This is a genomic window from Frankia sp. BMG5.60 (genome assembly GCF_059428125.1).
Genome location: NZ_CM182091.1, coordinates 7,060,771 through 7,074,891 on the forward strand (window position 1 = coordinate 7,060,771; position 14,121 = coordinate 7,074,891).

The 14,121-nt window shown below is 71.6% G+C and carries 13 protein-coding genes; 6 read left to right on the forward strand and 7 right to left on the reverse strand.

What is annotated here, in order from left to right; translation table 11 throughout:
• The first annotated feature begins 388 nt into the window (after positions 1-388).
• Complete coding sequence (locus AC5R91_RS28915) at positions 389-1,225, forward strand: SAM-dependent methyltransferase (RefSeq protein WP_495394448.1); 837 nt, start codon at positions 389-391, stop codon at positions 1,223-1,225.
• Between the two features lie 22 nt (positions 1,226-1,247).
• Here the strand turns inward: AC5R91_RS28915 and mscL are convergent, their stop codons facing one another.
• The 4 genes from mscL to AC5R91_RS28935 all read right to left on the reverse strand — a co-directional run bounded on the left by mscL (position 1,248) and on the right by AC5R91_RS28935 (position 4,998).
• A complete protein-coding gene (mscL, locus tag AC5R91_RS28920) occupies positions 1,248-1,781 on the reverse strand; it encodes a large conductance mechanosensitive channel protein MscL (protein WP_495394449.1) in 534 nt (177 codons plus the stop codon).
• Positions 1,782-1,963: 182 nt separating this feature from the next.
• Positions 1,964-3,262, reverse strand: a complete 1,299-nt coding sequence (locus AC5R91_RS28925) for a bifunctional o-acetylhomoserine/o-acetylserine sulfhydrylase (RefSeq protein ID WP_495394450.1) — start codon at positions 3,260-3,262, stop codon at positions 1,964-1,966.
• A 21-nt stretch (positions 3,263-3,283) separates the two neighbouring features.
• Entirely contained in the window at positions 3,284-4,561 is a 1,278-nt protein-coding gene (locus tag AC5R91_RS28930; protein ID WP_495394451.1) for an isopenicillin N synthase family dioxygenase, read from the reverse strand.
• Positions 4,562-4,803: 242 nt separating this feature from the next.
• Positions 4,804-4,998 (reverse strand): hypothetical protein, encoded by a 195-nt coding sequence (locus AC5R91_RS28935; RefSeq protein WP_495394452.1) that lies wholly within the window; start codon positions 4,996-4,998, stop codon positions 4,804-4,806.
• Between the two features lie 156 nt (positions 4,999-5,154).
• Between AC5R91_RS28935 and AC5R91_RS28940 the strand changes: the two genes are divergently transcribed.
• Genes AC5R91_RS28940 through AC5R91_RS28950 form a run of 3 tightly spaced genes read left to right on the forward strand, consistent with a single transcriptional unit; the run spans position 5,155 to position 9,112 of the window.
• On the forward strand, positions 5,155-6,249 hold the full coding sequence (locus tag AC5R91_RS28940) for an LLM class flavin-dependent oxidoreductase (protein WP_495394453.1): 1,095 nt from the start codon (positions 5,155-5,157) through the stop codon (positions 6,247-6,249).
• Complete coding sequence (locus tag AC5R91_RS28945) at positions 6,246-7,739, forward strand: LLM class flavin-dependent oxidoreductase (protein WP_495394454.1); 1,494 nt, start codon at positions 6,246-6,248, stop codon at positions 7,737-7,739. Before AC5R91_RS28940 ends, AC5R91_RS28945 begins: the two co-directional genes overlap by 4 nt.
• The gene (locus AC5R91_RS28950; RefSeq protein WP_495394455.1) at positions 7,736-9,112 is read left to right on the forward strand and encodes an LLM class flavin-dependent oxidoreductase; all 1,377 of its coding nucleotides are present in this window, start codon (positions 7,736-7,738) and stop codon (positions 9,110-9,112) included. The genes AC5R91_RS28945 and AC5R91_RS28950 overlap by 4 nt, the downstream gene beginning before the upstream one ends.
• Positions 9,113-9,142: 30 nt before the next feature.
• On the opposite strand, the gene AC5R91_RS28955 is transcribed toward AC5R91_RS28950, so the two are convergent.
• The 3 genes from AC5R91_RS28955 to AC5R91_RS28965 all read right to left on the reverse strand — a co-directional run bounded on the left by AC5R91_RS28955 (position 9,143) and on the right by AC5R91_RS28965 (position 11,750).
• Complete coding sequence (locus AC5R91_RS28955) at positions 9,143-9,715, reverse strand: GNAT family N-acetyltransferase (protein ID WP_495394456.1); 573 nt, start codon at positions 9,713-9,715, stop codon at positions 9,143-9,145.
• Between the two features lie 214 nt (positions 9,716-9,929).
• Positions 9,930-10,874, reverse strand: a complete 945-nt coding sequence (locus AC5R91_RS28960; RefSeq protein WP_495394457.1) for an SAM-dependent methyltransferase — start codon at positions 10,872-10,874, stop codon at positions 9,930-9,932.
• A 252-nt stretch (positions 10,875-11,126) separates the two neighbouring features.
• Positions 11,127-11,750, reverse strand: coding sequence for a TetR/AcrR family transcriptional regulator (locus AC5R91_RS28965; RefSeq protein ID WP_495394458.1), 624 nt, complete (start codon positions 11,748-11,750; stop codon positions 11,127-11,129).
• Positions 11,751-11,981: 231 nt separating this feature from the next.
• On the opposite strand from AC5R91_RS28965, the gene AC5R91_RS28970 reads away from it, so the two are divergent.
• Together AC5R91_RS28970 and AC5R91_RS28975 are read left to right on the forward strand one after the other, a co-directional pair.
• Positions 11,982-12,626 carry an NAD(P)-dependent oxidoreductase gene (locus AC5R91_RS28970; protein ID WP_495394459.1) on the forward strand — a complete coding sequence of 215 codons (645 nt, stop codon included), beginning with the start codon at positions 11,982-11,984 and terminating at the stop codon, positions 12,624-12,626.
• Between the two features lie 54 nt (positions 12,627-12,680).
• Positions 12,681-13,958 carry a multidrug effflux MFS transporter gene (locus AC5R91_RS28975; RefSeq protein WP_495394460.1) on the forward strand — a complete coding sequence of 426 codons (1,278 nt, stop codon included), beginning with the start codon at positions 12,681-12,683 and terminating at the stop codon, positions 13,956-13,958.
• The last annotated feature ends 163 nt before the right edge of the window (positions 13,959-14,121 follow it).

Sequence of the window (14,121 nt, forward strand, 5' to 3'; positions counted from 1 at the left end):
ACGACCGGCCGGCCGTGACCGCGAACCGCAGTCCGGCGAGGCGTCCCCCGGGCCCGGCGCAGCGGCCTGACCAGGGTCAAGTTAATCGCGAAAGTCGACTATGTCCATAGGCCCGCTGGAGTCCGGCGGACCACCGGGGTGCGTGGGCCCACTGGGTTCAGTCACCGAGCCGAGCCCGAGCCGGGCCGAGCCGCCGGGCGGCGACGGGGGTGCCCGTGGCCGCCTCGAGACGAGTGGTTCCGAACCCCGGCCGGACGTCGCGCATGTGATGTTCCTGCCCGGTGGACCGTGCCGCCCGCGGGGATGGAAAGATCCGGTTGTGCGGGCGACGCGCGCCGGGGCGTGGACGCCGCGGCCACGTGTCAGGGAGCAGAGGGGCGGGGCGGACGTGCAGGCAGACGCAGGGACGAGCGGACGCGCGCGATCGGTCGACCTGCGGGAGGACATCCCGCACTCGGCCCGGATGTACGACTACTACCTCGGCGGCAAGGACAACTACGCGGCGGACCGGGAGGCGGCCGAGCAGGCGCTGGCGGTCTTTCCCCACCTGCGCACCTACGCCGGGCAGAACCGGGCCTTCCTGCACCGGGCCGTGCGGTACCTGGCGGCCGAGGCCGGGGTGCGGCAGTTCGTCGACGTGGGCACCGGCATCCCGACCTCGCCGAACCTGCACGAGATCGCCCAGCAGGTCGCCCCGGACGCGCGGATCGTCTACGTCGACAACGATCCGATCGTGCTCGTCCACGCGCGGGCCCTGCTGACCGGCACCCCGCAGGGCCGGACCGCCTACGTCGACGCGGACCTGCGTCGCCCCGACGAGATGATCGCCGTGCCGGAGTTCGCCGCCACCCTCGACCCGGCGCGGCCGATCGCGCTGTCGCTCATCGCGATCCTGCACTTCTTCCCCGACGCCGACCGGCCCGCGGACATCGTCGCCCGGCTGTGCGAGCGGCTGCCCGCCGGCAGCTTCCTCGTCGTCAGCCACGGCACCGCCGAGCTCGCGCCGCAGGCCGCGGCCCGGGTCGTCGAGGTCTACAACAGCCGCGGCATCCCGTTTCAGACCCGCGACCGCGCCGAGCTCACCGCCCTGCTGCCCGCCGGGTGGGAGCTGGTCGAACCCGGTATCGAGGTGCTGCACCGCTGGCGCCCCGAGCCAGGCAGCGACCCGGACCAGTACTCCGACGCCGACATCAGCGCCTACGCCCTGATCGCTCGCAAGTCGTAGGCGACGCCCGCTGGGGCGCAGGTCAGTGCTGGGTCTCCTCGGCGGTGATCACCGCGCCTGCCTGCGTCGCCTCGCTCGGCTGGTCGGGCAGGCGGCGGCCGTCGCCGGCGAGCAGGTCGCGGATCTCGGTGAGCAGGCGCGTCTCGTCGCTGATCGCCGGCTCCGCCTCGGGCACGGGGTGGCCGCGCCGGCGCAGTTCGTTCGCCTTCGCCAGTGGCAGGACGACCACGAAGTAGACGACTGAGGCGACGAGCAGGAAGGCAACCACGGCGTTGAGGAACAGGCCGTAGCGGAACACGCTGTGGTTGATGGTGAATGACAACCCGGCGAAGTCCGGCTTGCCGCCCACCGCGGCGATCAGTGGCGTGAGCAGGTCGTCGACCATCGCCTTGACGACGGCGGTGAACGCGGTACCGATGATCACGGCGACGGCCAGGTCGACGATGTTCCCGCGCATGAGGAACTGCTTGAAGCCCCCGAGACCCGGCCGGATCAGCCGCACGGACGGCTCGACCATTTCCCGACTCCGACCGATGATCTTGTTGAAGCCGAACACGCCATCTCCTCGCCTGCTCTGCACGGACCCGTCGGGCATGCCGCCCGCGGCGGGCGGCCGGCGGCCCGGGATGGCGCCTGACCCGCCCGACGCGAGTCCGTTATCACCCGGCGAAGGCGGATTCAATCCCGCCGGTCGGTCGACGGCGCCACCGCCGGGGGAACCCCCGAGGAGCCGGCGGGTCAGCGTTCCTTGGCCGCGCGGAAGCCCCGGTCCAGGTCAGCGAGGATGTCCTCGACGCCCTCGATGCCCACCGACAGCCGGACGAGTTCCTCGCTCACCCCGCTGTCGACCTGCTCGTCGGGGGTGAGCTGGGCGTGCGTCGTGGACGCCGGGTGGATCGCCAGCGAGCGGACGTCGCCGACGTTGGCGAGATGGCTGTGCAGTTCCAGGCCCTCGATGAAGGCCCGCCCGGCCGCCGCGCCGCCGCGGATCCCGAACGCCAGCACCGCACCGGCCCCGCGGGGCAGGTAGCGCTGGGCCGCCGGGTACCAGCGGCTGTCCGCCAGGCCCGGGTACGCCACCCAGGTGACCTCGGGACGCTCGGCGAGCCAGGCGGCCACCCGGGCCGCGTTGGCGCTGTGGCGCTCCATCCGCAGCGACAACGTCTCCAGCCCCTGCAGCAGCAGGAACGCGTTCACCGGGGACAGCGCCGGGCCCAGGTCGCGCAGCAGCCGGGCGCGGGCCCGCACGATGAAGGCGGTCTCGGCGAACGCCTCGTGGAAGACCAGGCCGTGGTACGCGGGGTCGGGCGTGGTGAAGCGGGGATGGCGCCCGGCCGTCCAGTCGAACCGTCCGCCGTCGACGATGATCCCGCCGATCGTCGTTCCGTGCCCGCCGATGAACTTGGTGGCCGAGTGCAGCACGATGTCGGCGCCGTGTTCGAGGGGACGGTTCAGGTACGGCGAGGCGAGCGTGTTGTCGACGATCAGCGGCACCCCGGCGGCGTGCCCGACCTCGGCGACGCCGGCGATGTCCAGGACGTTCCCCCGCGGGTTGCCGATCGTCTCGCCGTACAGCGCGACGGTGTTCGGGCGGATCGCCGACCGCCACGCATCCAGATCGTCCGGGTCGTCGACGAACGTCGTGGCGATGCCGAGCTCGGCCAGCGTGTGCTTGAACAGCGCGTACGTCCCCCCGTACAGCGACGTCGACGACACCAGGTGGCTGCCGGCGCCGGCCAGGTTGAGCACCGCCAGGGTCTGCGCCGCCTGGCCGCTCGCGGTCGCCAGCGCCGCGACCCCGCCCTCCAGGTCCGCGACCCGCTGTTCCAGGGCATCCTGGGTGGGATTGACGACCCGGGTGTAGGTGAAGCCGACCTCGGCGAGGGAGAACAGATCGGCCGCGTGCCGGGTGTCGTCGAACACGAACGACGTGGTCTGGTAGATCGGCACCGCGCGGGCACCGGTGGCCGCGTCGGGCGCCGCCCCGGCGTGGATCTGCCGGGTCTCGAAGCTCCAGCCGGTCGGGGAGGTCGTCACGGGATTCCTCTCGTTCTCGGGTCAGTAGGTGCCGCGACCGGTGGGCTGCTCGGCAGTCGGCTGTTCCGCAGTGGGCTGTTCCGCAGTCGGCTGTTCCGCAGTCGGCTGTTCCGCAGTCGGCTGTTCCGCAGTCGGCTGTTCCACGTCGGAATAGTGGCGGCGGGCCACCTCCGGATGGCTGCGCAGCCAGCTCTTCAGCGTGTTCACGCCGTGCTGGGCGAAGATCGGGTTGTGCGGGTCGGGTGGGGGAGCGTCGCCGATCTCGCGGACCAGCTCCGCGGGCAGGGGGACGGGTTCGAGGGTGGCCGACAGCCGCGGGCCGAAGAAGAACGCCACCGACAGCCGTTCGTGGCCCGGCGGTGGGCTGACGACCCGGTGCACGGTGGCACGGTAGTAGCCGCGGGTCGCCAGTTCGAACATCTCGCCGATGTTGACGACGAAGGTGCCGGGCCGGGGGGCCGCGTCGATCCAGCCGCCCTCGCCGTCGGCGACCTGCAGCCCCGCAACCGGCGGTCCCGCGACCGGCGCGAGCGGGTTTTCCGGCGGGTCGGGTGTGCCGGCGCGGCCCTCGTCCAGCATCCGGACGTCGTCCTGCAGGACGAAGGTGAGGAAGCCGCCGTCCTTGTGGGAGCCGACGCCCTGGTCGTAGCCGGCCGGGTGGGCCGGGGGCGCGGTGAGGTAGCGGATCAGCTTGAGGTGCGAGCGGGGTTCGACGGCAAAGGTCCGGTCGAGATGGTCGGCCGGCAGCCCCAGCGACTCGGCGAAGGCCCGGACCAGCAGGCGGGACAGCCCGCCGAGCTCGGCCATGTAGGCCAGCACGCTTGCGCGCAGCTCGGGGACCTGGGCCGGCCACTGGTTCGGACCGTCGAGGCGCAGGTACGCCGGGTCGTCGGGGCCGAGCACCCGGGCCGGGCGTTCGTCGGAGATGTCGATCTGTTCGCGGATGTCGGGATTGCCGCGGGTGATCTCGTGGCCGAGCCGGGTGTAGCCGCGGAAATGTGGCGAATGAACGTTTTCGATCTCCAGCTTCGCCGCCTCGGCGAGATGGAAGAAACGGCGGCTGACGTCGAGCACGGCGGCGGTCCGCGCGGCGGGGATCCCGTGCCCGGTCAGGTAGAAGAAACCGGGACCGTGGCAGGCCGCGCGCAGTGCCGCGAGGAACCGCGCGCGGCCGGCGGTGCCGGCCAGGAACGGGCCGATGTCGAGCGTGGGCAGCGTCCTGGCCTTGGTGTGGCCGCTGGTGTCGGTGTGGCCGCTGGTGTTGGTGTGGCCGCTGGTGTTGGTGTGGGCTGTGGTCACAGCGGTTCGCCTCCCGGCGCGTCGGTGGCACGGTGGGGGAGCGGCGCGGGCGGTCAGGGACAGAGCCGGCTGGCCACCTGCATGTGATCGACCGGGCGACACCGAGTGAGGCGTATGCGCGAAGCCACCCCGTCACTGTGCCAGGCGGCGGCGCGGTCCGTGCGGCGTCCGCAGACCCACGGCCCAGGCGTTCCGGGGCGTTCTGCGCGCCTCTGGACCGATCGCCGCGCACTTGGTTACAGTCAGGTCGTGGGAACTGGGCGGCCGCCACGGTTGGCGGTTCTGGACGTGTTCTGGAGTTCCCGTCGCGCGCACCACTTCGACCAGATCTGTTGTTGATCGCCGTCTGACGGCGCCTTTTTAGGGTCGGCCGGCAGCCGTTCCCGGATCGGTGCGCCGACGCCGTCCACCTGGCTGTTCACGCTGCCCTCTCCCATGGCGAACGCTCCGTCGACGGATGGCTTCGCCGCCGGTGGGGGCGCATTCTCGGCGTGGCCAACTCTGTCCTGCCGCCGTCAATCCTCCGGTCGCCGGGCGCTGATTCTCGCACGCCCGCCGGCATCATTGTCGGAGGTTCGACGAGGGAGGACGCATTGACCGCACCTGGCGGCCCCGGGCCGTTCAGGCTGGGTTTCCTGACCCATGTGCACGGCCGCGGGCGGCCGGCCGGCGCCGTCTACCGCGAGCTGGTGGAGCTGTTCGTCGCCGGGGAGGAGCTCGGGTTCGACGGCGGCTGGATCGCCCAGCATCACTTCTCCCCCGACTACGGTCGGCTGCCGTCGCCGCTGCTGCTGCTCGCCGCGGCCGCCCAGGCGACCCGGCGCATCGAGCTGGGCACCGCGGTCGTGGTCCTGCCGCTGGAGGACCCCGTCCGCCTCGCCGAGGACGCCGCCGTCCTCGACGCGCTCAGCGGCGGTCGCCTGCAGCTCGGGCTCGGCACCGGCGGCCCGAGCGCGCCCGCCTTCGGCGCCTTCGACCGTGACGTCGCCCGCCGCCGGGACCTGTTCGACGAGGCGCGCGGACGGCTGCGGGAGCTGCTCGCCGGCGAGCCGATCACCGGGACCGCCGGGCTGCGGCTGCACCCGCCCGCGCCGACCCTCACCGGCCGGCTCTGGGACTCGACGACGAGCGCCGACGGGGCGCGGGCGGCGGCGCGGGCCGGCGACGGCCTGCTGCTGGGCATCGGCCCGGCGGGGTCCGCGCAGCGACCCCTCGCCGACGTCTACCTCGCCGCCCACCATGCCGCCCACCATGCCGCCCACCGCGCCGCCGGCCGGGCTCCCGCGGGCGCGCGCCTCGCCGTCTCGCACGGGGTGTTCCCGGGACCGGACCGGCTGGCCGCCCGGGTGGACCTGGCCCCCGACATCGCCCGGTTCCGGCCCTGGCTGGGGAACTTCGGGTTCCCCGCCGACCTCGACGACGGAGCCGCGCTCGACGCGATGAACGTCCACCACGGCCCGGTCGGCGTGGTGATCCACAGCCTCGCGACCAACCCGGTCGGCCCCGCCGCCGTGTCGTACTTCATCGCCGCGGTGCAGGGCGAGGCCGGCGCGGCGGCCGACCTCGACGCGACCCTGCGCCGCATGGAGCTCATCGCCACCGAGATCGCCCCCGCGCTGGGCTGGCGGCCCGCGGCCCGACCCGTAGCCGCAGAGCCGACTCCCGCCGGCCCGGAGAGGACCCGATGACCACCATCCCCGACGGGCGTCCGCGGCGGATGCTGACGCTCGGCGCCGTGCTGCAGGGCGCCGGCGGTCACATCGCCGGCTGGCGCCATCCGCTGTCCCCACCCGACGGCGAACTCGACCTCGCCCATCACATCAGGGTCGCCCAGACACTGGAACGCGGCACCTTCGACGCCCTGTTCATCGCCGACGTCGTCGCGATCTCGGGCACGGACCTGGACTCGCTGCACCGCACCGCCCGGTCGGTCCGGTTCGAGCCCCTGACCCTGCTGGCCGCGCTGTCGACGGTGACCGAGCGGATCGGCCTGGTCGGCACGGCCAGCACGACCTACAACGAGCCGTTCCACGTCGCCCGCAAGTTCGCCTCGCTCGACCATCTCAGCGCCGGGCGCGCCGGCTGGAACGCGGTGACCTCGGTGCTGCCGCAGGAGGCCGCGAACTTCGGCCGCGACGCCCACCTCGAACACGGGCTGCGCTACCGGCGCGCCGAGGAGTTCGTCGAAGTCGTCCGCGAGCTGTGGGACAGCTTCGACGACGGCGCCGTGCGGCGCGACACCGCGGCGGGTCGCTACTACGACCCCGCCGGCCTGCGCACCCCGCACCACCGCGGCGAGCATTTCGCCGTGCGCGGGCCGCTGAGCATCTCCCGGCCCCCGCAGGGCCACCCGGTCGTCTTCCAGGCCGGTTCGTCGGAGGCGGGCAAGGACTTCGCCGCCCGCTACGGCGAGGTGGTGTTCACCGGGCAGGGCACCCTGGCCGGTGCCCAGCGGTTCTACGCCGACGTGAAGGCGCGGGCCGCGGCGCACGGGCGCAACCCGGACCACCTGCTGGTCTGGCCGATCCTCGCGCCGATCGTCGGCGACACCGAGGCCGCCGCCCGCGCGCGGCGCGACGAACTGCTGGAGCTCATCCACGACGACGTCGCCCGTCGACTCGTCCAGGACACCGTCGGCGACGTGGATCTCTCGGGCTATCCGCTGGACGGACCGTTGCCCGAGATCGGCGAGACGAACCGCAGCCGCAGCCGCTCCGAACAGATGCTCGACCTCGCCCGCCACGAGAACCTGACGATCCGCGGGCTCGCCCGGCGATCCTCCGGCGGCATGATCACCGGCACGCCGGAGACGATCGCCGACCACGTCGAGGAATGGTTCACCGGGCGGGGCGCGGACGGCTTCAACGTCGGCTTCCCCTACCTGCCGGGCGCCGCCGAGGACTTCGTCGACCAGGTCGTGCCGGAACTGCGCCGCCGCGGCCTGTTCCGCGAGTCCTACACCGAGACCACGCTTCGCGGGCATCTCGGCCTGCCGCGGCCGGTCGCCGTCCCGCGGCGGGACGACCCCACCCACCCGGGCGAGCCGCTCGCGGCCGAGCCGAGCACCCCACCAGGCACACAGCCGGGCACCCCACCAGGCACACAGCCGGGCACCCCACCAGGCACACAGCCGGGCGCCGCGGCCGGCGTCGAGACGAGCGGGGCGGGAATCCGATGACGTCGACGCAGCCTCGCCGCGGCGGCCAAGTCCATCTCAACGCCTTCCTCAAGCCGCCGGGGGAGTTCCTCGCCGCCTGGCGGCACCCCCACGCCGTCGCCGACGCCGGGGTGAACATCCGGCACGTGATCGAGCTGGCCCGCACCGCCGAGCGGGGGACGTTCGATGCGATCTTCCTCGCCGACCTGGTCGGCGTCCCGCTGACCAGCCAGGAGGTGCTCTCCCGCGTCTCGGTCGTCAACGACTCCTTCGAACCGACGACCCTGCTCGCCGCGCTCGCCACCGCCACCACCCGCATCGGGCTCGTCGCGACGGCGTCGACGACCTACAACGAGCCCTACCACCTGGCCCGGACGTTCGCCTCGCTGGACCACCTGTCCGGTGGGCGGGCCGGCTGGAACCTCGTCACCTCCCTCAACGACGCGGAGGCGCGCAACTTCGGGCTGGACAGCCACGTCGAGCACGAGCTGCGCTACGCCCGGGCCGCCGAGTTCCACGACGTGGTGACCGGGCTGTGGGACAGCTTCGACGACGACGCCTTCCGCCACGACCAGGCCAGCGGGGTCTACTTCGACGCCGACAAGGTCCACTGGCTGAACCACGCCGGGACGCACTTCCGGGTCGGCGGGCCGCTGAACATCGCGCGGCCGCCGCAGGGCCGCCCGGTCGTCGTCCAGGCCGGCGCGTCCGAGACGGGCCGGGACCTCGCGGCCCGGGTCGGTGAGGTCATCTTCACCGCGCATCCGACCCTGCCGGCGGCGCAGGCGTACTACACCGACATCAAGACGCGGGCGGCGGCCGCCGGACGCGACCCCGACCACGTGATCGTGCTGCCCGCGCTGTCCACGATCGTGGGGCGGACCCAGGCCGAGGCGGAGGACAAGATCGCCGCGCTGCGGTCGTTGCTCGACCCGCGGGTGGCGCTCGCCGACCTCACCTACCGGCTCGGCGGGTTCGATCTCACCCGCTTCCCCCTCGACGGCCCGCTGCCCGAACTGCCGCCGTCCAACCAGAGCCTCAGCGGCCAGCGGCAGATCCTCGACCAGGCCCGGGCGGACAACCTGACCATCCGCCAGCTCGCCGACCAGATCGCCCGGGACGACCGGACCCTCGTCGGCACGCCGACGACCATGGCCGACCACATCCAGGAGTGGTTCGAGCAGCGCGCCGCCGACGGCTTCAACGTGATCTTTCCGTATCTCCCGGATGCGCTGGACGACTTCGTGGACCTGGTCATCCCCGAGCTGCGCCGCCGCGGCCTGTTCCGCGCCGCCTACACCGGCCGCACCCTGCGCGAGCACCTCGGCCTGCCGCGCCCACCCAGCCGCTACGCGTCCCAGTCCGGGGCGTCCCAGTCCGGGGCATCGACCTGACCGGCAGGCGGAGGAGGGGAATTTCGGTCGTCAGGGGAGCTGTCTGCTCATGAACAGGGCCCGTTCGCCAGCCGATTCGGTGCCTTCATAGAGCAGGAGGTCGAGGCCGCAGAGGGTGAACCCCATGCGGAGATAGGCGTGGATCGCGGGGGCGTTGATGTTGGTGACTTCGAGCCAGACGTGACCTGCTCCACACTCCCGCGCGAAGTCGAATGCGTGGTCCACCAGGGTGCGGCCGACCCCTCGCCGGCGATGGCTGGGGGCTACCTCGAGGTCGGAGATGGTGAGGCGCGAATTCCAGGGATCGAAGGATGCCTCGACGAACCCACACAGTTCTTCGCCGGCGCAGGCGACGATCTTCCGGGTCAGCGCGGGATCGTCTTCCTCCTGTTCTTCGTCATCGTCCTCCACCGGAAACATCTTGTGGATCGGGGGAGTCGCCGGTTTCTCGCAGATCGAAAAACCTTCGGCGGTCGCCTTCACCTCGAATACGGAGTTCGAGGTGAAGGATCCGTCGATGGTTGCGATGATCTCATCGTCATCGGGGCGTGCAAGGCGGTAGGAGAGAGGCTCGGCCTCGCCGAGTACGTCTCCACCGCCCACCGGCGCGATCATATCCCCAGGATACGATACGACCCCCGCCTGTCACCGACGGATGAACGGCCTGGATATTGTCTGGCGATCGCCGTTTTCCTCCTCGAATTCGCTGTCGAACAGGCGCCGGCCTGCCGGCCTGGTTCTGTAGGACGGCGCCCGTTGTCGGCGAGGTGTCCGAAAAGGATGGCCGGCGCAGTGGATCAGGGCTTGTAGCCGAGCATCAGGGTTTGTAGCCGACCGCGCCGTAGATGCTGACCTGGGCGTCGGTCAGCTCCGACAGCGGGATGGCCTTCACCCGTGAGGCGGGGTCTGTCGCGGTCGCGCCGTCGCCGGCCGGGTCCGTCTCGGCCAGGTCGGCGAGCTCGGGCCGCCAGCGGTGGACGACCTGCAGCCCGGGCTCCACGAGGTCCAGGCCCTCGAAGAACCGTTCGAACTGGGCGCGGGTGCGCAGGTGCATGGGGACGCCGCTGGCCAGGTAGGCCCGCTCGACCTCGCGCATCGCCGGGTCGAAGTCGGCGGTCAGGTGGGTCAGCGAGACGTAGCTGCCCGACGGGAGCAGGTCGACGAGGCGGCGCATGATCCCGTACGGGTCGTCGCCGTCCGGGATGAAGTGGAAGATCGCGATCAGCGACAGCGCGACCGGCCTGGTGAGGTCGAGAGTCTCGTGCAGCTCAGGAGCGGTGAGGATGCGGCGGGTGTCGCGCAGGTCCGCGTCGACGTAGGCGGTGCGTCCCTGCGGGGTGCTGGCCAGCAGGGCGCGGGCGTGGGCGAGCACGATCGGATCGTTGTCGGTGTAGACGATCCGCGCGTCTGGGGCGACGCCCTGGGCGACCTCGTGCAGGTTCGGCGAGGTCGGGATGCCCGTGCCGATGTCGAGGAACTGACGTACCCCGAGCTCGGCGGCCAGGTAGCGGGTCGTCCGGGTCATGAACAGGCGGTTCTGCCGGACCACGATCCGGGAGTTCGGAAACACGTCGAGGACCTGTTCCGCGATCTTCCGGTCGGCGGGGAAGTTGTCCTTCCCGCCGAGGAAGTAGTCGTACATGCGGGCCGGATGTGGTACGTCGATCTTCAGGTCGACGCCGGCGCCCTCCGGGACCTGTTCGGCCCGCGGGCCGCCGAGGCCCTCGTCGGCCGTGGTCAGCACGTTCTCGATCTCCGGCACCGCGTCGCGCCCTCCGTCTTGGCGGATTGTTATTAGGTATTCACCCTAGTGGGTAATGCCGCAACTGCGGTGAGAGACCTGGTGTATCCAGACGTATCCCGCCTCGGCGGACGAGGCGAGGCCGGCCGTACGGGTGTCCACCGGCGAAGCGCCGCTGCGCGGTCCTGGTCCCTGGCCAGGGCTCGCAATCGGGCGAGCCCCTCGGTGGTGGCCGGCGGCTTGCCCCCGAGACCACGGGTCGATGTCAACCTGTTACGCTGCGTCGCCGGATGTCCCCCTGGACCGGAGTCCGCCCGTCGCGGCCGCCCCGCCGGCGGCGAACTCGGCGATGAACTCGCGCAGCCGGTGCTGCCCCTCCTCGGTGCTGGATTCGTCTTCGGTGACGAGGCGGGCGAGCGTCGGAACGGCGTGTGGCCACGCGCTCAGACCGATCAGCGTGAGCAGCAGCCACCGCGCCGGCATCTCGCTCTCCGCCTCGACGTGCGGTTTGAGGGCCCGTGCGCTGAGGCTGTAGCACTCGCGGCGGCCGTCCTCGTCGGGCAGCGGCCGGTCGCCGGTGCACTCCAGGGCCTCCCAGAGCAGCATGCGCAGCAGGTCGGGGTTGGTGCGCTGGAAGTCATAGGACTTGCGGATGTACTCCGCGATGCCCTCGTCGATCTCCACGATCGTCGCGGTTCTCATCTCCTCCAGCATGTCCGCCAGGACGCGCCGGTAGAGCTGTTCCTTGTCGCCGAAGCTCGAGTAGATCCGTTCCTTGTTGCAACCCGCCCTCGCGGCGATGCGGTCGATGCGTGCCCCCGCCAATCCGTAGGCCGAGAACTCGGCTCGTGCGGCCTGCAGGATTGATCGTCGGGTGGCCTGAGCGTCGCGTGGCATAGGACCAGCGTATGGCCCGGAACTCGGACGGGCACTTCAAACCAACTGGTTGGTGTGTTAGCTTCCTCTTGGTCACCCGACCTCCTCCCGCGCGAGACGGGTCGGATTCCCGCGGCCGTCGCACCGTCGACGGGAGCTCTCTTTGTGCTGCTCAGGTCCTGCTCGCGAGCGACTCGCACCGCGGACAACTCGACCCGCGACCACCTCGAACCCGTGAACAAGGAGATCATCATGAAGGTCCTTCTCTTCGGCGTCAGCGGCCAGATCGGTAGTGTGATCGCGGCCGAACTCCTCGCCCGTGGACACCGGGTCACCGGCGTCTCGCGAAGCGGCGGCACGGACGCCGTCGCTCACGTGAACCTGACGGTGCGCCCGGGCGACGTCCGGGACGCGGGGACGGTCGCCGCGCTGGCTCCCGCCCACGACGCGGTGGCCTCGGCCGTCGGCCCGCGCCACGGTCAAGACGACGACCGCGACATCCTGCTGGGTGCCACCAGCGGGCTCATCGACGGTCTGCGCAAGACCGACGTCCGGCGCCTCGTCGTTCTCGGGGGCGCGGGAAGCCTGCGTGTGGCGCCGGACCAGATCCTGCTGAACACCCCGGGATTTCCCGAGATGTGGCGCGCCAACGCGACCGCGCAGAACGACGCCCTCGCCGTCTACCGCGGGGTGGACGACCTGGAGTGGACCTTCATCTCGCCGCCCGTCCACATCGAGCCCGGCCCGCGCACCGGAGTGTTCCGGGTCGGGGGCGACGACCTTCTGGCCGACGAGGCCGGCAGGAGCCACATCAGCATTCCCGACTACGCGGTGGCGTTCGCCGACGAACTCGAGCAGACGACCGCCCCACGCCGGCGGATCTGCGTGGCGTACTGACCGCGTCGTCATCCATCCGCATCTCTTCTCTGGGTCGAAGGGAACAGCAAGGAGATGATCAACACCGTCGTGCGGCCCGCCGGCGGCGCGCGCTCCTCGAGAACACGGGTACTCGTGATTCTCGGTGCGCTCGTCGCACTCGGGCCGCTGTCCACGGACGCCTACGTTCCGGCCCTGCCCGACCTCGCCTCCGACCTCGACACGACAGCGTCGAGCGCGCAGCTGAGCATCACGACCTGCCTGATCGGTCTGGCTGTGGGGCAGATACTCGCCGGGCCGCTGAGTGACGCCTACGGCCGTCGCCGTCCGTTGCTCATCGGACTCACCCTGTACACGGTCGCGGGACTGCTCTGCGCCATCGCGCCGTCGATCTGGGTACTCGTCACCCTGCGTGGAATCCAAGGCGTCGGTGGTGCTTTCGGCATCGTCATCGCCTACGCGGCGGTGCGCGACCAGTATTCCGGGACGGCCGCAGCCCGCTACTTCGCCATGCTTCTCCTCGTCACGGGACTCGCCCCGGTACTGTCCCCACTCGCCGGCGGGCAGATGCTGCGGTTGACCACGTGGGAGGGGATCTTCGTAGCCCTCGCGGTGCTGAGTGGGCTGCTGCTGCTCGCGGCGGGAGCCGGCCTGCCGGAGACGCTTCGCCCGGAGAACCGGCAGAGCGGCGGTCTGCGGCAGATGGGACCGGTCTTCCGCCGACTCCTGTCCGACCGGGTGTTCGTCGGTTACACCCTGGCCAACGGCCTTGCCTTCGCGGCGATGTTCGCCTATATCTCGGGATCGCCCTTCGTCCTGCAGGACATTCATGGGCTGTCCCCACAGGAATACAGCGTGGTGTTCGCGATCAACGCACTCGGACTCGTGGTGGCGGCGCAGGTGAGCGGCCGGGTCGTGCACCTCGTCGGTGGACGTTTCCTCCTGCGGCTCGGGCTGCTCGGGTCGACCGTGGGCGGTGTCGGTGTCGGGATCGTGGTGCTCATGGACGCGGGGATCGCCGCACTCCTGATCGCGCTCTTCGTCGTCGTCGCCAGCGTCGGTCTGGTCATGCCGAACGCGGCCGCGCTGGCGCTCGAGGAGCACGGCGACGTGGCCGGCGCCGCCTCGGCCGTGCTGGGCTGCGCGCAGTTTCTCATCGGTGGCAGCGTCGCCCCGCTGGTCGGTGTCGCCGGAAACGACGATGCGGGGCCGATGGCCATTGTCATCGCCGTACTGGGTGTGGCCGCGCTGGCGGCCTTCCTCGGCCTTACCCGTCCCCCGACGGGCTCCGCCAGCGCCGTCGTGCTCGAAGCGTCGGGTCAGCCGGCGGCCGGCGCCACCACCCGGTCCTGAGGCCCTGTCCCGAGGCCCTTTCCTGAGCCGGGACTTCGAGCAGGGTCCCGCCTCGCGGGTCGGCTGTCCCGTCGTCCCGGTCCGGAGAGACCGTCGGCCGCGTCCCTCGGGGCGCGGGAAGCCCTTCCACGAACGGACGAGCCCCATGACGATGCCTGCACTC